This window comes from Actinoplanes sp. 13 (assembly GCF_056134165.1).
Genome location: NZ_JBVYOQ010000001.1, coordinates 1 through 18,579, shown reverse-complemented (window position 1 = coordinate 18,579; position 18,579 = coordinate 1). Strand labels below are relative to the sequence as shown.

Below are 18,579 nucleotides of genomic sequence, written 5' to 3'. Positions count from 1 at the left end.
GTCCGGGGGCCGGGTCGATACGGTAAGCGGGTGTCTCAGATTCCGTGGTGGGGACTGCCTCTGGTGGCAGTCGTGTTCGCCCTTGCCGGGGCGGCTGTGACTGTCCTCGTCCAGACCCGGACCAACAGTCTGCTCAGCCGGCGGCGCCGCACCCGCCGGTGGTACTCGGAGCGCCGTGACGCGTACGTCCAGCTGCTGACCGCCTTCGAGCATGCGATTCACCGGCTGCGGTCGGCGTACGAGGCGGGTGAGAAGCCGCCGAGCGGTCTGGCGTACGTGGATCAGGTCGGCCCGGCGCTGATGACGGTCCGGCTGCTCGCCTCGGGCCCGGTCCGCAGCGCCGCCCTCGCCGTCCACCTGCAGCTGGAGCGGCTGCACAGCGAGATGAATCCGGCCGGGGTGGTCGGCGTGCAGCCGCAGATCCACTTCCGTGAGCTGATGGCTCAGGTGCCGCTGGTGATGCAGCAGTTCGAGGCGGCTGTCCGCGAGGAGCTGAGCATTCGGGACGCGCCGCCGGAGCCGGTGGAGGCGTCGAACGGGGCGGTGCGGGGGCTCAGCGGGCGAGACCGAGAACGATCGTGAAGAGCACCAGCACCGCCGCCGCGGCGAGGAACGCCCACAGCAGGTGATGGGAGTCGTCCCGGGACTCCTCCAGCACCGGTAGGTCCGCTGTGACGGCGGCCAGGTCGCCGTGCGTCGCGCAGGTCAGCACGCGGTCGACGCGTTCGGTGTATTCGTCCAGGGTGAGCCGTCCGGACGCCGCATGCTTTTCAAGCATTGCGACGATACGGTACCGTTCCGCGTCGGAGGCCCTGATCGTTGGGTCGGTCACGGCGTCAGGGTAGCCTCCGCGGACTTTTCACTCACCCCCTCGGGAGTCAGCATGGCCAACCCCTCCGGGAGCAGTCTTCTCATCATCGAACGCCTGCTCCGCGACCGTGACGGCGTCTGGCAGCAGATCATCGAGGAGCGCGACCTCAAGCAGCTGACCGGTCAGATGCTGATCAGCTCGGCGCTCAGCCTGGCGTTCTACGGCGCGGTCCTGGGCGCCTCCAACAGCGCGCTGCAGGCGCTCTCGTCGTTCGTCAAGCTGCCCCTGCTGTTCCTCGCCACCCTGGCCATCTGTCTGCCGACGCTCTATCTGTTCAACCTCGTCTTCGGGGCGCGACTGTCGGTGCTCCAGGCGCTCACCCTGATCATGGTGACCATCACGGTGACCGCGGTGCTGACCCTGGCGTTCGCCCCGATCAGCCTGTTCTTCCTGATCACCGCGCAGAGCTATTCGTTCTTCAAGCTGCTCAACGTGGCGATCCTGGTGCTGACCGCGCTGGTGGGTCTGCGGTTCCTGACCGCCGGCATGCGAGCGCTCAACGCCCACCAGGAGAAGCTGGCCGTGGTGACGGCGACCCCGCCCGCCGTGGAGAAGGCGGCCGAGGCCGCGCCGGCGGCCAACGGCAGTGGTGGCACCGCCGTCCTCACCGCCCCGGCCAAGCCGCTCTCCGCGATCGGCGCCCGCCCGGCCCCGCCGATCCGCCCCGAGGGCTCGACCAGCATGACGCTGCTCTACATCTGGATCCTGCTGTTCGGCTTCGTCGGCACCCAGCTCGCCTGGACGCTGCGCCCGTTCTTCGGCAGCCCGGACAAGCCGTTCGAGCTGTTCCGCCGGATCGGCGGCACGTTCTACGCGGACATCCTCGAGACGATCGGCCGCCTCGTCGGCGGCTGACCCGCAGCTGGGGGCTTACTGCAAACGAGTTGCATCGGGCAGGATCGAAGACGTGACCGACCGACACACTTCTCTCGATCCTGTCTCCGCCGCCATCATCGACAGCGGCCTCGTCGCCATCCTCCGTGCCCCCAGCGCCGACGGCTTCGCCGCGGTGGCCGACGTGCTGGTCGCCGCCGGGATCACCGCCATGGAGGTCACGTTGACCTCGCGCGGTGCGATCGAGGCGATCGCCGGTCTGCGCCGGCAACTGCCCGAGTCGGTGGTGGTCGGCGCGGGCACCGTGCTCACCCCGGACGACGCCAAGGCCGCCGTCGACGCGGGCGCCACCTTCCTGGTCTCGCCGATCGGCGTGAACCTCGGCCAGGACGTCCCGCTCTACCCGGGGGCGTACACGCCGAGCGAGGTCTACGCCGCGCACCTGAACGGCGCCCCGGTGGTCAAGCTCTTCCCGGCCGGCGGTCTCGGCCCGCAGTATCTGAAGGACCTGCACGGCCCGCTGCCGGATGTGAAGATCATGCCCACCGGCGGGATCGGCCTCGACGACATCGCCAAGTGGATCGCCGCGGGCGCGGTCGCGGTCGGCGTCGGCGGCCCGCTGATCGGCGACGCCGCCACCGGTGGCAGCCTCACCGCCCTGGCCACCCGGGCCCGGCACGCCGCTGACGCGGTGACGTTCGCGCGCTCATGACCGGGATCCTCACCTTCGGCGAGTCCATGGGGATCTTCGTCGCGGACGGCGTCGGCACCCTGGAGAGCGCCCGCGGTTTCACCCTCGGCGTCGCCGGGGCGGAGAGCAACGTCGCGGTCGGGGTGGCGCGCCTGGGCGGCGACGCCACCTGGCTGGGCCGGCTCGGCCCGGACGCGACGGGCGCGCTGATCGCATCCCGGTTGCGCTCCTTCGGGGTGCGGGTGATCGCGCTCCAGGACGAGTCGTTCACCGGTCTGATGATCCGTTTCCAGCGGTCCGGCCAGTTCATCCACGCCGACTACCACCGGGCGGGCAGCGCCGGCTCCCGGCTGGGCCCGGCCGACGTCCCGGTCGCCGAGATCGAGGCGGCCGGTGTCCTGCACGTCACCGGCATCACGCCCGCGCTCAGCGACAGCGCCCGGGCCGCGGTGTTCCACGCGGTGGAGTCCGCGCGGTCGGCCGGCGTGCCGGTCTCGGTGGACGTCAACTACCGCAGCAAGCTCTGGTCCCGGTTCGACGCCGCGCCGGTGCTGCGCGACCTGGTCAGCCGCGCCGACGTGGTCTTCGCCGGCCCGGAGGAGGCGGCCATCTTCGTGGACACCGGCGACCCGGTGGACGGTCTGGCGAAACTCGGGCCGTCCGAGGTGATCGTCAAGGACGGCGCCCGGGGCTGCCAGGCGCTGATCGGCGGCGCCCGGCATCAGCTGCCCGCGCTGGCGGTGACGTCACTCGATCCGGTCGGTGCGGGGGACGCGTTCGTCGCCGGATATCTCGCCGATCGGCAGGCCGGCGCGGACCCGGAGCAGCGGCTGCGGACGGCGATCGCGGCCGGCGCGTTCGCGGTGACCGTGCCGGGTGACTGCGAGGGGCTGCCCACGCGCGCCGACCTGGCCGCCCTGGGCGGAGGCGACATCAACCGCTGAGATCGACGGCGACGATTAGCCCACGGACCGGACGGGTACGACCCGGGCAACGGCAGATCCGTCGATGCGAAGGAGGCCGTGATGCAACCTACGCCGTTCACCCCGTGGTCGTGGCGTGACCCGTCGATCGGCGCCGCAGCGCAGCCGGGCGACGCGGACGACGTCCAGGAGGGCGTGCCGTCCGGCGTGGACCTGGTCGGTTTCAAGGTCGAGGCGACCGATGGCCACATCGGCTCGATCGACCAGGCGAGCTACGACGTCGGCAGCGCGTTCCTGGTGGTCGACACCGGACCGTGGATCTTCGGGCGGAAGGTTCTCCTGCCCGCCGGCACGGTGCAGACCGTCGATCACGCGGAGAAGAAGGTCTACGTGGACCGGACCAAGGAGCAGATCAAGGGCTCCCCGGAGTACGACAAGGACACCTTCGACTCACACGAGTACCGCGAGTCGGTCGGGGAGTACTACAGCGGCAGTTACCGCGACTACCCGCACTGACCGGCACGAGCCGCCGGCCCCGCCTGTCATCCCCCTCAGGCGGGGCCGGCGTGTGTCAGATAATCGTCGAGCCGGGCGGCGCCGGTCAGCATGGCCCGCCCGCGGTCGGTGAGCCGTTCCCGCCATCCGGCCAGGGAACCGGCGAGCGCCTCGGCTCCGCCCGCCGCCCGGACCTGCGCCACCACGGTGGCGATGTGATCGAGCCGGTAACCGCCGCGCCGCAGCAGGTGCGCCAGTTCGGCGTCCCGCACGTCGCCGGATGCGTACGTCCGGTGCCGGGTGACCCGGTCCCGTTCCGGCGTGAGGATCCCGGCCTTCTCCCATTTGCGCAGCGTCGCCGGCCGCACCGACAGCCGGTGGGCGAGCGTGCCGACCGGGACCGGTGCGGTGGATGGTTCGGCCGCCGCCGGGCCCGCGGCCAGGTGGGTGGCCGCGGCCGCGACGGCTGCCAGCGTCTGCCGGTCCCGGTGCAGTTGCAGGTGCGCGGCATCGAGGGCGGAGAGCATCGTCTCCACGTCGCCCTCGGCGGCGGCTCGCATGATCACACCGGCGGTGCGGTGGCCGAACCCCCGGACCAGCGCGAGGAACGCGTCCAGCGCCAGCACGTGCAGCTCGGTGTAGATCCGATAGCCGCTCGGGGTGCGCTCCGCGGGCGGGATCACGCCTTGGCGCTCATAGTTGCGGATCGCCTGCGCGGACAGCCCGTGCCGCCGGGCGAGGTCGACCGGTCTTTGAGGCTTCAGGAGCACTCACCTCGACTGTGCGAGCGAAACCTTCACTGGGCGGTTCAACGATACGGTGAAGGTCATGGCTTTTGAACCCGAGCTGCTGTCCCTGCTGGCCGCGCACCGTCCGGAAGTGCTGGCGCTGGGCGAGCCGACCCACGTCGAGCCGGCGTTCCCCCGGCTGCGCAACGAGATCTTCGCGGTCCTGGTGGAGCACGGCTTCCGCTCGTTCGCGATCGAGTCGGACCGGATCGCCGGGCTGGCCGTGGACGACTACCTCCGCGGCGACAGTGACGAGCCGCCCTGGTCGTCCGGTTTCAGCCACGGCCTGGGCCACCTCACCGCCAACCGTGAGCTGGTCGCGTGGATGCGGGCCCACAACGAGAAGGTGCCGCCGGCCGACCGGCTCACCTTCCACGGTTTCGACGCCCCGGTCGAGATGATGTCGGCGCCCAGCCCCGGCCGTTACCTGCGGCACGTGCGCGACTATCTGGGCGCCGACGCCGCCGACCTGGACCGGTTGCTCGGCGACGAGACCCGCTGGAGCGACACCGCGGCGATCATGGAGGCGACGCGATCGCCCGGCGGGTCACCCGAGGCTGCCGCGCTGCGGGCCATCGCCGACGACTTCCGGACCATGTTGTACGCCCACGCGCCCCGTCTCGTCGCGGAGTCCTCCCGGCAGTCCTGGCAGCGGGCCGTGGCACACGCCGACGCCGCACTCGGCCTGCTCCGCTATCACGCGACGGCGGCCGTGCCGGCCCCGCAGGACGACCGCATCCACCGGCTGCTGAGTGTCCGGGACGCGCTGATGGCCCAGAACCTGCTCGACATCCGGCAGATCGAACGCGGCCGCGGCCCGACGCTGGTGTTCGCGCACAACCGCCACCTGCAACGGCACCCGAGCCGGTGGGAGCTCGCCGGGATGGACCTCGAGTGGTTCGGTGCCGGCGCGATCCTGTCGACGGTGCAGGGGTCCGGATATGTCTTCGTGGCCGGCAGCCTGGGGGAGAGCCCGTCACTGGGCATGGCGCCGCCCGCGGCGGACAGCTTCGAAGGGGTGATGGGTGCCGGCACCGGCTGGTTCGCGACCGGGTCGGTGCGCGGAGAGCCGCGGGTGACGGCGGAGCCACGGTATTTCCCGCTGGACCCGGAGACGGTCGCCGGCAGCGACGGGATCCTGCACGTGGGGCGCGGTGACGACCCGGCGGCCGAGACCGCGGCCCGGGTTCTGGCGCTGCCCGGCGTCGCGGAGCACCGGATCGAGCCGGAATCGGGGATGCCGTCCTATACCTGGGGCGATCGGTTCTTCTTCACCGGCGACCAGCGGAAGCATCCGTTCGCCACGATCGTCGGGCATGACGTCCCGGACTTCGACACCCGGTCGGAGCTGGACCGGCCCTATGCGTACCGGCTCAACATCGAGGTGGGCCGGGCCGAGTTCACGAGCCTTTTCGGGTACGGGCCGGAGGAGTTCACGGCGCATCGCGACGGGATCGACTTCACCGCCGCGGACCGGTTGATGCCGCACCCGGCGTACGCGGTGCAGGGCTGGGCGAGCGTGGTGAACCCGGGCCCGTGGACGGCCGGCGAGGTCGAGCGGCTCCTGTCCCACGCCCGCACCCGCTCCACCACCCGCCACCGCTGACCCCCACCACGCTCGCGTGGGGACTTGGGGTTCGTTTCGCACCTCAAGTTCACACACTCGGGAAGTTGGCAGGCGATGGCTCGTACCGCCGGAAAGTGGTAAGCGTGACCGGATCGGTCCGGCGGTGGACGCGATGGTGTCTGCCGCCGAGCCCGCCGACGGCGTTTGATGACAAGCATGACCAACGCTCTCGTCGTGATCGACGTTCAGGAATCGTTCCGTGCCCGCCCCCTCTGGCAGCGGGTGAACAACCCGGCGGTGGTGGACAACGTGCGCCGGCTGGTCGAGGCCGCCCGCTCGGCCGGCGATCCGGTCATCTGGGTGGTGCACGCCGAACCGGGCACCGGCGGCGTCTTCGACCCGGCGAGCGGCTTCGTGCGCGTCGTCGACGAGCTGACGGTGGCGCCGGGCGAGCCGGTGCTGGTGAAGACCGTGCACAACGCGTTCACCAGCACCGACCTGCAGCACCGGCTGACCGTCGCCGGGATCCGGTCGATCACCGTGTGCGGCCTGCGCACCGAGCAGTGCGTGGAGACGACGACACGGGTGGCCTCCGACCTCGGCTACGCGGTCACCTTTGTCACCGACGCCACCGCCACGTTCCCGATCCCGCACCGGGACGCCCCCGACGACCTGGACGATCCCCGTACGCTGGCGGCCGAGGACGTGGTGGCCCGGACGGAGTACGCGCTGGCCGGCCGTTTCGCCACGATCCGTTCCGTCGCGGAGCTCGTGGGGGTGTGACCGGATCGTGAGCAGGGTGCTGTTCGTGCTGACCCCGCAGGTGCACCTGCTCGACCTGGCCGGCCCGGCGCAGGTGTTCTCCACCGCGCCGGGCTACGAGTTGGCGTATTACGCCGAGGCATCCCCGGTGCCGACCTGGCAGGGCGTGGCGCTGGAGGCGTCGCTCTCCTGGCCGGCGCTCGATCGGCAGGACCTGGTCGTCGTCCCGGGATGGCGCGACGGCTTCGGCCACTTCACCGCCGCGACGCTGGAGCTGATCGCCGCCCACCACGCGGCGGGCGGGACCGTGGCCAGTGTCTGCGCCGGCGCCGACGCGCTCGGCCGGGCCGGGCTGCTCGACGGGCGGCGCTGCACCACCCACCACGATCTGCAGGATCAGCTGGCCCGGCGGCATCCGGCCGCCGGCGTGGTGCGCGACGTGCTCTACGTCGCCGACGACCGGGTCGTCACGTCGGCCGGCATCGCCAGCGGCATCGACCTGGCCCTGCACCTGGTGGCGTTGCGGCACGGCCCGGCGGTGGCCGCGCGAGTGGCCCGGGAGATGGTGGTCTACGCCCGGCGCAACGGCGACGAGCAGCAGGAGAGCGCGATGCTGCGGCACCGGGCGCACCTCAGCGACGTGGTGCACCGGGTGCAGGACCGGATCGACGCCGGCTTCGCGTCGCCGTTGCCGCTGGCCGAGCTGGCCGGTGCGGCCGGGGTCAGCGAGCGCACGCTCACCCGGCTGTTCACCGCGGCGACGGGCAGCACGCCGCTGCGCTACCAGCAGATGTTGCGGGTCGAACGGGCCGAATATCTGATCGGCCACGGCTCCACGGTGGAGGCGGCGGCGCGGGCGGTCGGATTCGGGGACGCCCGGATGTTGCGGCGGCTGCGTGCCCGTACGGTGGCCGCGTGACTCTGCGCGGCGTGCTCTTCGACCTGGACGGGACGCTCGGTGACCATGACGCCTCGGTCGCGGCGGCGCTCGCGGCGTGGTTGCCGGCGCTCGGGGTGCCCTTCGATGCCGCGGTGCACGCGCTCTGGGACGAGATCGCCGAGCGGCACCTGGCCGCGTGGCGTACCCGCGAGGTCGACTTCGCCGAGCAACGCCGGCGACGGCTGCGCGACTTTCTGCCGGCGGTGGGCCGGCCGGCGGACGGCGACCTCGATCTCGTCTTCGCCGGCTACGTCGACGCCTACCAGGCGGCCTACCGGCCCTACGACGACGCCCTCGACGCTCTCGCCGCGGTCCGGTCCGCCGGGCTCGACGTCGCGGTCCTGACCAACGGGTCCACGGCCCAGCAGCGGGCCAAGCTCGCCGGGATTTCGATGGCCGGGATCGGGCCGGTCTTCACCCCCGAGAACCTGGGTGTGGCCAAGCCGGACCCGGCGGCTTTCCGGCTCGCCTGCCGGCGCTGGGGTATCGCGCCGGGGGAGGTGCTCAGCGTCGGCGACAGGCACGAGTTCGACGTGCGGGCGGCGCGGATCGCGGGCCTGCGGGCAGTGCACCTGGACCGGCCGGGGACCGGGCCGCACGGCGAACCGGACCGGATCAGGTCGCTGCGCGACCTGCCCGGCCACCTGTAGCGGGCGGCGGCACGTCGATGTCGGTGTCGTCGGCGACGTCGCCGACCGGGACGACCGTCACCTTGTTGGCGCGCAGATAGTCGCGGGCGCCGGTGTCACCGGAGGCGGATGCGGCGACACCGGCCCAGTGGTCGCGGCCGATCAGCACCGGGTGGCCGCGGCGGTCGCCGTACCCGCCCATCGCCAGCGCGCCGGGCCCCGCGTCGGCGATCACCCGGCGGACCGCTTCCGCGGTGACGCCGGGCATGTCGACCAGCAGGACCACGACGGCGTCCGCCCGCTCGTGGAGCGCGGCCAGGCCGGTTCGCAGCGACGAGGCCATGCCGGTCTCCCAGCCGGGGTTGACGACCGTCTCGGGCAGTCCGGGGGCGGCCCGCCGGACCTCTTCGGCGGCCGCACCGAGCACCACGACGACCGGGTCGCAGCCGGCCGAGCGCAAGGTGTCGGCGGCATGCTGGACGAAGAGCCGGCCCTCGTGCACGGCGAGCGCCTTGGGCCCGCCGTACCGCCGCCCCCCGCCCGCTGCCAGAACGAGCCCCGCGGTCGTCATGCGCCGGGCAGCAGGCCGCGCACCGCCGCCAGCGGCAGCGCTGTCCGCGGGTGGTACCCGGTCCGCCACAGTCCGCCGTGCGCCGCCGCCACCGCCTCGTCCCGCCAGGCGGCCGGGGAGGCCGGGCGGGGTTTGCGGATCTGGTGGACCATCAGCGCCGCCATCAGCTTGCTCGCCGTCGCCGGCTCGAAGATCTCGACCTGGAAGAGGTGCGCGCCGGCGTAGGCGGCGGCGAGCATCCGGTTGCTGGTGACCGATCGGGTGCGCGTCGGCGGGGCCACCGCGAAGCTGACCACGCCGTCGCGGCGGGCGACCGTGGCACGCCAGCGGTGGATGCGTTTGGCCAGGGCGTAGTTGGGCCCCTGCTGCGGGACCAGGCTGTCGTTGATGCCGGGGCTCGCGTCGCACGGATAGTTCGGGCGCAGCAGCCGGCCGCCGGCCAGGGTGCCGGTCAGCCCGGCCAGCCGGGACCGGTCGTGGAAACGGGCACTCGCCTGGGCGACGGCCTCCGCCGGCACGGCGTAGACGTCGGTCGGGGTGGCCAGCACCGCCAGCGCGGTGTCCGGGCGCAGGTGGCGCAGGTGCACGCCGAGCGCGTCGACGGCGGCCGCCAGCCGGGGATAGGCGGCACCGGGGGCGTACCCGTAGTTGCCGAGGATCAGCCGGTCGTCGAAGGTGAGCAGCCACTGGGCGACCGCGCCCAGGTCCCGGAGCAGGTCGGCGCCGGGCGTCCGATCGGGGGCGGACGCCGGGGCGAGCAACCGGCCGGCGCTCGCCGCGGCGGCGCCGGACACCCGCTGCCACAGGTCGGGCCGGGGCAGGTCGACGGCGAGGACCGTGCCGCCCCAGCCGAGCACCGCGCTGACCGGGCCCATCTCCGCGCCCGCGCCCAGGGCCACCAGACGCTGGTCGCTCAGATCCAGCCAGTCCGGGTTGGCGGCGACCTCACGCACTGCCTCGGCGCACGACTCCTCGACCACACCGGCGGCGATCCAGGCGTCGAGTCGCCGGCTCAGCTGGTCGCCGCGCAGCAGTTCGCCGTGGTACGGCAGGACGAGTTCCCGCTCGGCCGTGCCGGAGCCGGTCACCTCGACCGTCTCCAGCGGCTGGTCCGGCGCCGCCAGCAGGGCCTGGGCCAGCGTGAACTCGCCGTCGTCACGGACGTACCGCATCCGGGCGTGCACCGAGGCGAGCCCGGCCTCGGCGATCTCGTAGCCGACCGCCCCGTCGGCGGCGAGTCCCGCCTCGACCAGGGCCTTGAAATGGCGCAGGTAGCCGCGACGCCAGTCGGTCTCCCGTTCGACGGCTGCGGCGGCGGCCGGGTCGACGTGACGGAGAGCGTCGGCGACGACGGCCCGGCCGAACGCGGTGCTGCTGCGTCGTCCGGCGTCGTCGGCGGGGAATTCGGTCAGCCCGGGGGTGTGATCCACGGCCTCAGTATCACCTTTCTCCTACCAGGGGAGGAGAAGCGCTCCTTCGAACGGCCGGTGAACGGGCCGCCGGTCGGGCGCTCCGGGCGCTCGGCGAACGGGACGCTGCTCGCATGACCACCATTGATTCGCCTCCGGTTGACAACCTTCCCGCTCAGCGCGGTGCGATGCGCTGGAACCGCCCGTTGCTCGTGATGACCGCGGTGGCGGCCCTGCTGGCGGTCGTGGCCGGTGTGGGGGTCCTGGTCGACGACCGGATCCTGACCGGCGTGCCGATCTGGCTGAAGCCGTTCAAGTTCGCCGTCTCGTTCGCCGTCTACGCCTGGACGCTCGCCTGGATGCTGGCGATCCTGCCGCGCCGCAGCCGCCTGGCCGAGCGGGCCGCCGCCGTCATCGTCGGTGTCTCGGTGATCGAGCTGGCCGTCATCGTGATCCAGGTGGTCCGGGGCACGACCAGCCACTACAACGTCAGCACGCCGCTTTCCGCGACGCTCTGGTCGGTGATGGGCACCTCGATCATGGTGCTGTTCCTGGCGCACGTGCTGATCGCGATCATCGCGCTCCGGCAGCGCATCCCGGACCGGCCGGCCGCGTACGCGATCCGCCTGGGTCTGCTCGTCGCCCTGCTCGGCATGGGTCTCGCCTTCCTGATGACCAGCCAGGGCGGTGTGGACGGGATGGTCGGCGCGCACAACGTCGGCGTGCCGGACGGCGGCCCGGGCATGCCGTTGACCGGCTGGAGCACCACCGGCGGCGACCTGCGGATCGGTCACTTCGTCGGGCTGCACGCGCTGCAGGCGCTGCCGCTGCTGGCGTACGCGCTGCGCCGGTGGGCCGGCGGGCTCGCCGAGGGCGTGCGGGCGGGGCTCGTGCTGATCGCGGGGAGTGCCTACGGCGTACTCGTGCTGCTGCTGACCTGGCAGGCGCTGCGGGCGCAGCCGCTGCTGCGACCGGACGGGCTCACCCTGGCCGCGTTCGCCGCGCTGGCGATCGGATCGGCGGGGGCGGCCGCCGCGGTGCTCCTCGCGGGCCGTAGGAACAACGCATGACCGAGGTGCTGTTCGAGCTGACCTTCCTGCTGGCCGCGCCGTTCTGGGCGCTGATGATCCTGGTGCCCGGATGGTCGTGGACCCGCCGGATCGTCTCGTCCCCGCTGATCGTGCTGCCGATCGTGGCGATCTACGCGGTGCTGGTGATCGGTGACTTCGGCACGGTGTTCGCCGCGGTGTCGTCGCCGACCCTGACCGGGGTGACCGCGCTGCTCGGCTCCCCGGCCGGGGCGGCGGCGGGCTGGGCGCACATGATCGCCTTCGACCTGTTCGTCGGCCGCTGGTCGTGGCTGGACAGTCGCGAGCGTGGGGTGCCGGCCCTGGTGATGGCCCCGATCCTGCTGTTGACGATCCTGTTCGGCCCGCTCGGCCTGGCCGCCTACCTGGCGATCCGCCCGCGATGGCAGACCCTAGGCTGATCCGCATGGCCCGCCTCCTCGACGTCCGCAGCAGGCTCACGCGGATGCTGTTGCTGGACCTGAGCGGCCTGGTCTATCTGCTGGTGCTCTGCCGGGGACAGCAGCCGCCCACCCCCGGGCAGTGGGCCCTCGCGGTGCCCGCGTTCGTCCTCGGGCTGGCGCTGCACAACCGTGTCCCGGCCAACCTGCTGGCACAGACCGCACTCTTCGCGGTGGCCCTGGCGACCCTGGACGACCCGACGATCAATCAGGTGGGGACCGCGTGGGCGGTCGGCGAGATGACGCTCTGGGCGCGCCGGCGGTGGCATCTGTGGGCCTCGGTCGGCCTGGTGGCGGCGGTCTACCTGATCTTCGAGGCGCCGTACGCCGCGGATCTCACCGAGGCGATCGTCGGGCTGGTCTTCAACCTGGGCCTGCCGGTGCTGATCGGCACGCTCGTCCGGACCAGCCAGGCGCTGGGCCGCCAGGCCGAGCAGCGGGCGATCGAGGAGCAGAAGCGCCGGGAGTCCGAGCACCGGGTGGCGCGGGCCGACGAACGCGGCGCCATCGCCCGGGAGTTGCACGACGTGGTCGCCCACCACGTCGCCTCGATGGTGCTGCGGGTGGGAGTGGCCCAGCACGTGCTGTCGGACGTCGATCCCGAGGTGGCCGACGTCTTCGACGACGTCCATCGGACCGGGACGGCGGCCTTGGCGGATCTGCGGCGGCTGGTTGCCGTTCTCCGCAATCCCGAGGGCGTACGAGGTGACGCGTCCTTGACCGCCATCGATCCCGCTTCCCTGCCCGCCGCGCTGGACGGCGCCGTGGAGACCGCCCGCCGGGCCGGCGTGATCGTGGAAGCCGAGATCGACCCGGCGGTGGGCGCCCTCGACGCGGTCCGCGGGCTGGCCGTGCTGCGCCTCACCCAGGAGGCGCTCACCAACGTCGCCAAGCACGCCGGCGTCTCGGCCACCGCCCGGCTGCGGGTGACGGTGACCGATGACGATGTCGACTGGGAGGTGACCGACGACGGGGGCCTCGCCGCCGCTCCGCCGGCGCCTCCGGGTGGCGGGCACGGCCTGACCGGCATGCGGGAACGGGTGGAGGTGCTCGGCGGCGCACTCACCGCCGGGCCGTCGGGCCGCGGCTGGCGGGTCGCCACCGTGCTGCCGGGGGAGGTGGATTGAGCGTGATCAGGGTGTTGCTGGTCGACGACCAGGAGCTGATCCGTGCCGGACTGCGGATGCTCTGCGACGCGCAGCCCGGCATCGAGGTCGTCGGCGAGGCCGGCGACGGGCGGACCGCGATCGAGCTGGCCGCCCGGCTGGTGCCCGACGTGATCGTGATGGACCTGCGCATGCCCGGCGTCGACGGGATCACCGCGACCAGCCGGATCGTCGCGGAGCGGCCGTCCGTGCGGGTGCTGGTGCTGACCACGTTCGGCGACGACGACCACCTCTATCCGGCGCTGCAGGCCGGGGCCTGCGGGTTCCTGCTGAAGGACGCGCCACCCGCCGAGCTGCTCAACGGGATCCGGCTGGCCGCGGGCGGGGAGAGCCCGTTCAGCCAAGACGTGCTGCGCCGGCTGGTCCGGCGCGCGGTGGACGCGAAGCCGGCCGTCCCGCGACGGGTGGAGAATCTCACCGTCCGCGAGCGGGAGGTCCTGGAGCTGGTCGGCGAGGGATTGAGCAACACCGAGATCGCCGAGCGCATGCACATCGGGGTGACCACGGTGAAGACGCACATCACCGCGTTGATGACCAAGACCGGCAGCCCGAACCGGGTCCGGCTGGCCCTGCTGGCGCACCAGGCCTGAAACCTCAACCCGGCCCCTGGCGTACCGATCACCTCGGGTATGCGTAAGTGGACCCTCGGCTCCGTGCTGACCGCGGCGGTTGCTGCCTCCGCCACCCTGGCCGCCCCGGTCGCCACCCAGGCTGCCCCGGCGCCGACCGGCGAGTACATCGTCACGCTCAAGGAGCGGCGGTCCGGTGTCTCGGCGCTCGGCGCCGGTGGGGGCCGGGTGCTGCGCACCTTCGCGAAGTTCCCCGGGTACACCGCCGAGATGACCGCCGCGCAGGCCCGCGCGCTGGCCGCCGACCCGTCGGTCGGCTCGGTCGAGCCGAACCGGGTGGTCCGGGTCGCCGGCGTGCAGAAGAATCCCACCTGGGGGCTGGACCGGATCGACCAGCGCGGGCGCACCCGGTCGAAGACGTACCTGCCGACCGCGGACGGGGACAACGTCCACGCGTATGTGGTGGACACCGGCATCCGGGTCACCCACCAGCAGTTCGGTGGCCGGGCGACCTACGGCTACGACTTCGTCGACGGCGACGCCCGGGCCGCGGACTGCAACGGGCACGGCACCCACGTGGCCGGGACGATCGGCGGCAGCACGTACGGCGTGGCCAAGAAGGTCAAGCTGGTCGCGGTGCGGGTGCTGGACTGCGACGGCGAGGGCAGCCTCTCCGACGTGATCGACGGCATCGACTGGGTCACCGCCAACGCGGTCCACCCGGCGGTCGCCAACCTGAGCCTGGGCGGCGGCTTCAGCCCGGCGATGGAGGCCGCCGTGCAGACGGCGATCAACTCCGGCATCACGTTCGTGGTGGCGGCCGGCAACGAGAACGTCAACGCCTCGCTGGGCAGCCCGGCCGGCCTGCCCGCCGCGGTCACCGTGGCCGCCACCGACAGCCGGGACCGGCGCGCGCCGTTCTCGAACTACGGCAGCGTGGTCGACATCTTCGCGCCCGGCGTCGATGTCGTCTCCGCGGTCTCGGCCTCGGACACCGCGCGGGGCACCTACAGCGGCACCTCGATGGCGGCCCCGCACGTGGCCGGCGCCGCCGCGATGCTGCTGGACGCCGCCCCGGCGCTGACTCCCGCCCAGGTGCGGGAGAAGCTCGTCGGCTACTCGACCAAGGGCAAGGTCACCCACCGGGCCGGCTCGCCCGACCGGCTGCTCTACGCCGCGCCGCCGCCGAAGGCCCCCGGCATCAAAACGTCCCGGACCACCACGGTGACCGTCGGCACCCCGTACATCTTCAAGTTCAACCGGACCACCACCGGCCGGGGCAGCTGGAAGCTCGCCGGCGGGACGCTGCCGCCGGGCCTGACGTTCTCGTCCACCGGTTACCTGCGTGGCACAGCGACTCAGGCGGGCACCTGGACGGTCACGGTGCGGTTCAGTGACTACGTGCCGCAGATTGCCACCCGCCAGGTGGTGATCCCGGTCGTCGAGGCCCCGGCGCCCTCCTGATCCGGCGAACTGAACGGCCGGTCGCCCTCGCGGCCGGCCGTTCGCCGTGTCACCAGTCCAGGGAGGCCGCGTACTTCTGCGCGATCACGGCGGAGTCGTTCAGGTCGGCCTCCACCACCGGCAGTCCCGGGCGGACCGCGATCGCGCCGAGCTCGACCAGCAGCTGCCGCAGCAGCGCCTCGGCAGCGGCCGCCTGCGGTGCGACGCCGGCCGTGACCACCGGGACGGCGAGTTTGCCGGCCAGTGCGTTGGCCGGGAGCTGGTCCAGCAGCACCTTGAGGATCCCGGTGTAGCTGCCCTTGTACGTCGGCGTGGCGATGACGAGCAACTGTGCCTCGGTCAGCGCGGTGACCGCGTCCTTGGTCGCCACGTCGCCGGGGGTGAGCAGGCCCGCTCCGAGGTCGCCGACCTCGATCACCCGCGGGCCCGGTGAGCCGATCCGGGCCGCGATGGCCTCGCCCGTCGCGAGGGCCAGCGTCGAGGTACGTGACCCGGCGCGGGGGTTGCCGGACACCACCACGATTGCCGTCATGCGTCCGCCTCCTTTCTGTCGTCGCCTACGCCGCGCGGCGTAGGTGGGTGTAGGAACCGTCGTGATAGACCAACGGCGTGGCCGCCAGGTCGTCGTGCACCGCGCCGGTTTCCGGAGCGGCCAGCACGATGCTGTGGTCGCCGGCTTCCACCCGGCGCACCACGCGGCAGACCAGCCGGGCGAGCACCCCGTTGAGCAGCGGCACCCCGCCGGGGCCGAGCTCCCAGTCGCCGTGTGTGGCGAAGCGGTCGATGTTGCGGGTGGAGAAGGTCCGCGCGACGTGTTCCTGCTCCTCGGTGAGCACGTGCACGGCGACGACGTCGGCGCCTGCCACGGCCGGCCACGCCGAGGCGGTGTGGGCCAGGCAGAACGACACCAGCGGCGGCTCCAGCGACACCGAGGTGAACGAGGTCGCGGTGAAGCCGGCCGGTGGCCGGCCGGGGGCGGTGATGACGACCACCGCCGCCGCGTGGCGGCGCAGCAGGGTCCGGAAGAGGTTGGCGTCCACGAGCGAGCTGACGGTCACGAGGTCCCCCTTGGCGGCCTTACCGCATGTTGGGATTCAAAGTAATCCTGCGGCGATCGACGCATGCTTCTACCGTCCTGGCTGGTAGCAGTGCCGTCAACGCCGTCCCATATCCTAGTAAACCGATGGGGAATTACCACCGATGAGGTTATGACGCCCGCCACTGCGACGGATATGCCTATCTAACAGATAGGAAATGTATCCTTGCTGTGCGTCGCCTCGCAATCGGTGCCGCTCGACGTCCTCCCGGTCATTGAAGGAGAAGGCCATGACCGCTCTCGCAGTCGCGCATCCGCATACCACGTACCCCCGCCCGGTCCGGTTGCGGCCGGTGCCCGACCCGCCCCCGCCGGAGACCGCCGCCGACGACGCTCCGGTGACCGTGACGATCAGCATCAGCGGCGGCGCGAGCGGCCGGGAGCGGGTGCTCGCCGCGCTGCGCGAGCTGGTGGACGCCGCCGGCCCGGCCGCCGCCGTGGAGGTGGACGCCCCCGCCGAGCCGCGTGCCGACGGGCGGATCTGCCTGGACCCGCGGGCGCGCACCGCCTTCCGGGACGGTCACCTCCTGGAGCTGAGCCGCCTGGAGTACGACCTGCTGCTGTTCCTGGCCCGCCACCCGCGCCAGGTGTTCAGCCGGGCGCAGCTGCTCACCCACGTCTGGGGCCACCGGCACACCACCAACCGGACCGTCGACGTGCACGTCAGCCGGCTGCGGACCAAACTGGACGATCCCGAGCTGATCACCACGGTGTACGGCCTGGGCTACCGCCTCGCCGACGACGCACCGATCGCCGTGACCGATCGTGCCTAGTGCTTGTGCATCCGGCCGGCGGCACGGGGTCGCCGGCCGGGTCAAGCGATCTCGCCCGACAAATGGCGTTCATAAGTCATTCATCCCGAACGAGTAATAAGTCGGCGGTATGGCGGCACGATGCGCCCAGCTCAGTGGCTTCTTGATCTATAAACGAAGATCGAATCGGAAGCTTGCCTATCGATAGATCGATTTAAATACTCGTGAGCACAGGTACGCCGGACCGGTGTGCCAGCCCCCACCCATCCCCTGGGAGGAACCGTGCTCAACCCGAAGCTTCGCCGGCCGATCGTCGGCCTGGCAGTCGGCATTCTCGTCGGCAGTGGCCTCGCCGCCTCACCCGCCACGGCTGCGCCCGTCGCCGGCGATCCCTCGTTCGCACCGTCCGCCCTCGCCGCATCCCTCGACTCCCGCCTGGGCGCCCGCGACGCCGGCACCTATCTCGACGCGGCCGGCAAGCTGGTGGTCAACGTGACCGACGCCGCCACCGCCGCCGAGGCGACCGCCGCCGGCGCCACCGCCCGTTACGTGACCCGCAGCGCCGCCACCCTCGCGGCAGCCGACGCGAACCTCAAGCTCAACCTGAAGACGCCGGGCACCGCCTTCGCCGTCGACCCGGTCAGCAACCAGGTCGTGGTCAGCGTCGACGAAACCGTCACCGGCGCGAAGCTCGCCGCGGTCAAGGCCACCGTCGCCAAGCTCGGCGACGCGGCCCGCATCGAGAGCGTCACCGGCAAGATGAGCATCAAGATCTCCGGTGGTGACGCCATCTACTCCGGCGGCGGCCGCTGCTCGCTCGGCTTCAACGTCCGCAACAGCGCCGGCACCAACTACTTCCTGACCGCCGGCCACTGCACCCGCGGCTCCTCCAGCTGGAACAACGGCTCGACCACCCTCGGCACCACGGCCGGCAGCAGCTTCCCGGGCAACGACTACGGCATCGTCCGCTACACCAACACGTCGATCACCAAGACCGGCGGCGTCGGCACCAACATCGACATCACCAACGCCGGCACCCCGGCCGTCGGTGCGACCGTCTACCGCCGCGGCTCCACCACCGGCACCCGCTCCGGCCGCGTCACCGCGCTGAACAGCACGGTGAACTACGCCGAAGGCTCGGTCTCCGGCCTCATCCGGACCACCGTCTGCGCCCAGCCGGGCGACAGCGGCGGCCCGCTCTACGCCGGCTCCACCGCGCTCGGCCTGACCTCGGGCGGCAGCGGCAACTGCTCCACCGGCGGCACGACGTACTTCCAGCCGGTGACCGAAGCCCTGAACGCGTACGGCGTCTCGGTATTTTGAGTTGAGCTGAGCTGAGCTGAGCTTGCTGGCTGTGCTTGCTGGCCTTCGCTGTCGCTCGGCGGCATCGCGCCCTTGACGCCGGTGGGGAGGGCACCGAAATCCACGACGGCTTCGCCTGGCGGATTTCGGCACCCTCCCCACCGGCGGGCGCGATGCGACTTGGGTTGCGGTTGAACCGAATTGCACGTGGGGCCCGTCTTC

Annotated in this window: 22 protein-coding genes; 16 read left to right on the top strand and 6 right to left on the bottom strand. The window is 72.2% G+C overall.

All coding sequences use genetic code 11. From position 1 onward, the window contains the following. The first annotated feature begins 30 nt into the window (after positions 1-30). Entirely contained in the window at positions 31-582 is a 552-nt protein-coding gene (locus tag AC0NH5_RS00110; RefSeq protein WP_474398374.1) for a hypothetical protein, read from the top strand. Here the strand turns inward: AC0NH5_RS00110 and AC0NH5_RS00105 are convergent. Further along, a complete protein-coding gene (locus tag AC0NH5_RS00105; RefSeq protein WP_474398371.1) occupies positions 554-832 on the bottom strand; it encodes a DUF1707 SHOCT-like domain-containing protein in 279 nt (92 codons plus the stop codon). The two genes, AC0NH5_RS00110 and AC0NH5_RS00105, sit on opposite strands and share 29 nt — an antisense overlap. A gap of 51 nt (positions 833-883) precedes the next feature. Here AC0NH5_RS00105 and AC0NH5_RS00100 point away from each other — a divergent pair, with 51 nt between their 5' ends. From AC0NH5_RS00100 to AC0NH5_RS00085, 4 genes are all read left to right on the top strand, one after another. After that, on the top strand, positions 884-1,726 hold the full coding sequence (locus AC0NH5_RS00100; protein ID WP_474398368.1) for a hypothetical protein: 843 nt from the start codon (positions 884-886) through the stop codon (positions 1,724-1,726). 52 nt (positions 1,727-1,778) lie between these two features. Beyond that, positions 1,779-2,417, top strand: a complete 639-nt coding sequence (locus tag AC0NH5_RS00095; protein WP_474398366.1) for a bifunctional 4-hydroxy-2-oxoglutarate aldolase/2-dehydro-3-deoxy-phosphogluconate aldolase — start codon at positions 1,779-1,781, stop codon at positions 2,415-2,417. Beyond that, positions 2,414-3,340 carry a sugar kinase gene (locus AC0NH5_RS00090; protein WP_474398364.1) on the top strand — a complete coding sequence of 309 codons (927 nt, stop codon included), beginning with the start codon at positions 2,414-2,416 and terminating at the stop codon, positions 3,338-3,340. Before AC0NH5_RS00095 ends, AC0NH5_RS00090 begins: the two co-directional genes overlap by 4 nt. A gap of 81 nt (positions 3,341-3,421) precedes the next feature. Continuing rightward, entirely contained in the window at positions 3,422-3,835 is a 414-nt protein-coding gene (locus AC0NH5_RS00085; RefSeq protein WP_474398362.1) for a PRC-barrel domain-containing protein, read from the top strand. 35 nt (positions 3,836-3,870) lie between these two features. Here the strand turns inward: AC0NH5_RS00085 and AC0NH5_RS00080 are convergent, their stop codons facing one another. Then, positions 3,871-4,584 carry a MerR family transcriptional regulator gene (locus AC0NH5_RS00080; RefSeq protein WP_474398361.1) on the bottom strand — a complete coding sequence of 238 codons (714 nt, stop codon included), beginning with the start codon at positions 4,582-4,584 and terminating at the stop codon, positions 3,871-3,873. Positions 4,585-4,642: 58 nt separating this feature from the next. Here AC0NH5_RS00080 and AC0NH5_RS00075 point away from each other — a divergent pair, with 58 nt between their 5' ends. The 4 genes from AC0NH5_RS00075 to AC0NH5_RS00060 all read left to right on the top strand — a co-directional run bounded on the left by AC0NH5_RS00075 (position 4,643) and on the right by AC0NH5_RS00060 (position 8,521). Further along, a complete protein-coding gene (locus AC0NH5_RS00075) occupies positions 4,643-6,208 on the top strand; it encodes a DUF6194 family protein (protein WP_474398359.1) in 1,566 nt (521 codons plus the stop codon). 177 nt (positions 6,209-6,385) lie between these two features. Further along, the gene (locus tag AC0NH5_RS00070) at positions 6,386-6,952 is read left to right on the top strand and encodes a cysteine hydrolase family protein (RefSeq protein ID WP_474398357.1); all 567 of its coding nucleotides are present in this window, start codon (positions 6,386-6,388) and stop codon (positions 6,950-6,952) included. A 7-nt stretch (positions 6,953-6,959) separates the two neighbouring features. Beyond that, positions 6,960-7,850, top strand: a complete 891-nt coding sequence (locus AC0NH5_RS00065; protein ID WP_474398355.1) for a GlxA family transcriptional regulator — start codon at positions 6,960-6,962, stop codon at positions 7,848-7,850. Next, positions 7,847-8,521 carry an HAD family hydrolase gene (locus AC0NH5_RS00060; RefSeq protein WP_474398353.1) on the top strand — a complete coding sequence of 225 codons (675 nt, stop codon included), beginning with the start codon at positions 7,847-7,849 and terminating at the stop codon, positions 8,519-8,521. Before AC0NH5_RS00065 ends, AC0NH5_RS00060 begins: the two co-directional genes overlap by 4 nt. On the opposite strand, the gene AC0NH5_RS00055 is transcribed toward AC0NH5_RS00060, so the two are convergent. Continuing rightward, on the bottom strand, positions 8,487-9,071 hold the full coding sequence (locus AC0NH5_RS00055) for a nucleotidyltransferase family protein (RefSeq protein WP_474398351.1): 585 nt from the start codon (positions 9,069-9,071) through the stop codon (positions 8,487-8,489). The two genes, AC0NH5_RS00060 and AC0NH5_RS00055, sit on opposite strands and share 35 nt — an antisense overlap. Beyond that, positions 9,068-10,501: a hypothetical protein gene (locus tag AC0NH5_RS00050; RefSeq protein WP_474398348.1), complete on the bottom strand. Its 1,434-nt coding sequence runs from the start codon at positions 10,499-10,501 to the stop codon at positions 9,068-9,070. Before AC0NH5_RS00050 ends, AC0NH5_RS00055 begins: the two co-directional genes overlap by 4 nt. 113 nt (positions 10,502-10,614) lie before the next feature. Between AC0NH5_RS00050 and AC0NH5_RS00045 the strand changes: the two genes are divergently transcribed. From AC0NH5_RS00045 to AC0NH5_RS00025, 5 genes are read left to right on the top strand one after another with little or no spacing between them, the layout of a single operon-like run. Continuing rightward, positions 10,615-11,550: a hypothetical protein gene (locus tag AC0NH5_RS00045; protein WP_474398346.1), complete on the top strand. Its 936-nt coding sequence runs from the start codon at positions 10,615-10,617 to the stop codon at positions 11,548-11,550. After that, positions 11,547-11,969, top strand: a complete 423-nt coding sequence (locus AC0NH5_RS00040; protein WP_474398343.1) for an ABA4-like family protein — start codon at positions 11,547-11,549, stop codon at positions 11,967-11,969. The genes AC0NH5_RS00045 and AC0NH5_RS00040 overlap by 4 nt, the downstream gene beginning before the upstream one ends. A gap of 5 nt (positions 11,970-11,974) precedes the next feature. After that, entirely contained in the window at positions 11,975-13,135 is a 1,161-nt protein-coding gene (locus tag AC0NH5_RS00035; protein WP_474398341.1) for a sensor histidine kinase, read from the top strand. 2 nt (positions 13,136-13,137) lie between these two features. After that, positions 13,138-13,764 carry a response regulator transcription factor gene (locus AC0NH5_RS00030; protein ID WP_474398338.1) on the top strand — a complete coding sequence of 209 codons (627 nt, stop codon included), beginning with the start codon at positions 13,138-13,140 and terminating at the stop codon, positions 13,762-13,764. A 39-nt stretch (positions 13,765-13,803) separates the two neighbouring features. Further along, a complete protein-coding gene (locus AC0NH5_RS00025) occupies positions 13,804-15,207 on the top strand; it encodes a S8 family serine peptidase (RefSeq protein WP_474398334.1) in 1,404 nt (467 codons plus the stop codon). A 49-nt stretch (positions 15,208-15,256) separates the two neighbouring features. Here AC0NH5_RS00025 and AC0NH5_RS00020 read toward each other — a convergent pair whose 3' ends face one another. Both AC0NH5_RS00020 and AC0NH5_RS00015 read right to left on the bottom strand, forming a co-directional pair. Beyond that, positions 15,257-15,739, bottom strand: a complete 483-nt coding sequence (locus AC0NH5_RS00020) for an NADPH-dependent FMN reductase (RefSeq protein ID WP_474398331.1) — start codon at positions 15,737-15,739, stop codon at positions 15,257-15,259. Between the two features lie 25 nt (positions 15,740-15,764). Further along, positions 15,765-16,265 (bottom strand): flavin reductase family protein, encoded by a 501-nt coding sequence (locus AC0NH5_RS00015; RefSeq protein ID WP_474398330.1) that lies wholly within the window; start codon positions 16,263-16,265, stop codon positions 15,765-15,767. Between the two features lie 268 nt (positions 16,266-16,533). Between AC0NH5_RS00015 and AC0NH5_RS00010 the strand changes: the two genes are divergently transcribed. Next, on the top strand, positions 16,534-17,076 hold the full coding sequence (locus AC0NH5_RS00010; protein WP_474398328.1) for a winged helix-turn-helix domain-containing protein: 543 nt from the start codon (positions 16,534-16,536) through the stop codon (positions 17,074-17,076). A gap of 261 nt (positions 17,077-17,337) precedes the next feature. Then, positions 17,338-18,378 carry a S1 family peptidase gene (locus tag AC0NH5_RS00005; protein ID WP_474398325.1) on the top strand — a complete coding sequence of 347 codons (1,041 nt, stop codon included), beginning with the start codon at positions 17,338-17,340 and terminating at the stop codon, positions 18,376-18,378. The last annotated feature ends 201 nt before the right edge of the window (positions 18,379-18,579 follow it).

Excerpts from the sequence above, each read along its gene's own strand:
- AC0NH5_RS00035 (WP_474398341.1), top strand. The coding sequence starts at position 11,975 with ATGGCCCGCCTCCTCGACGTCCGCAGCAGGCTCACGCGGATGCTGTTG.
- AC0NH5_RS00045 (WP_474398346.1), top strand. The coding sequence starts at position 10,615 with ATGACCACCATTGATTCGCCTCCGGTTGACAACCTTCCCGCTCAGCGC.
- AC0NH5_RS00040 (WP_474398343.1), top strand. The coding sequence starts at position 11,547 with ATGACCGAGGTGCTGTTCGAGCTGACCTTCCTGCTGGCCGCGCCGTTC.
- AC0NH5_RS00085 (WP_474398362.1), top strand. The coding sequence starts at position 3,422 with ATGCAACCTACGCCGTTCACCCCGTGGTCGTGGCGTGACCCGTCGATC.
- AC0NH5_RS00055 (WP_474398351.1), bottom strand. The coding sequence starts at position 9,071 with ATGACGACCGCGGGGCTCGTTCTGGCAGCGGGCGGGGGGCGGCGGTAC.
- AC0NH5_RS00100 (WP_474398368.1), top strand. The coding sequence starts at position 884 with ATGGCCAACCCCTCCGGGAGCAGTCTTCTCATCATCGAACGCCTGCTC.
- AC0NH5_RS00075 (WP_474398359.1), top strand. The coding sequence starts at position 4,643 with ATGGCTTTTGAACCCGAGCTGCTGTCCCTGCTGGCCGCGCACCGTCCG.
- AC0NH5_RS00025 (WP_474398334.1), top strand. The coding sequence starts at position 13,804 with ATGCGTAAGTGGACCCTCGGCTCCGTGCTGACCGCGGCGGTTGCTGCC.
- AC0NH5_RS00090 (WP_474398364.1), top strand. The coding sequence starts at position 2,414 with ATGACCGGGATCCTCACCTTCGGCGAGTCCATGGGGATCTTCGTCGCG.
- AC0NH5_RS00070 (WP_474398357.1), top strand. The coding sequence starts at position 6,386 with ATGACCAACGCTCTCGTCGTGATCGACGTTCAGGAATCGTTCCGTGCC.
- AC0NH5_RS00010 (WP_474398328.1), top strand. The coding sequence starts at position 16,534 with ATGACCGCTCTCGCAGTCGCGCATCCGCATACCACGTACCCCCGCCCG.
- AC0NH5_RS00020 (WP_474398331.1), bottom strand. The coding sequence starts at position 15,739 with ATGACGGCAATCGTGGTGGTGTCCGGCAACCCCCGCGCCGGGTCACGT.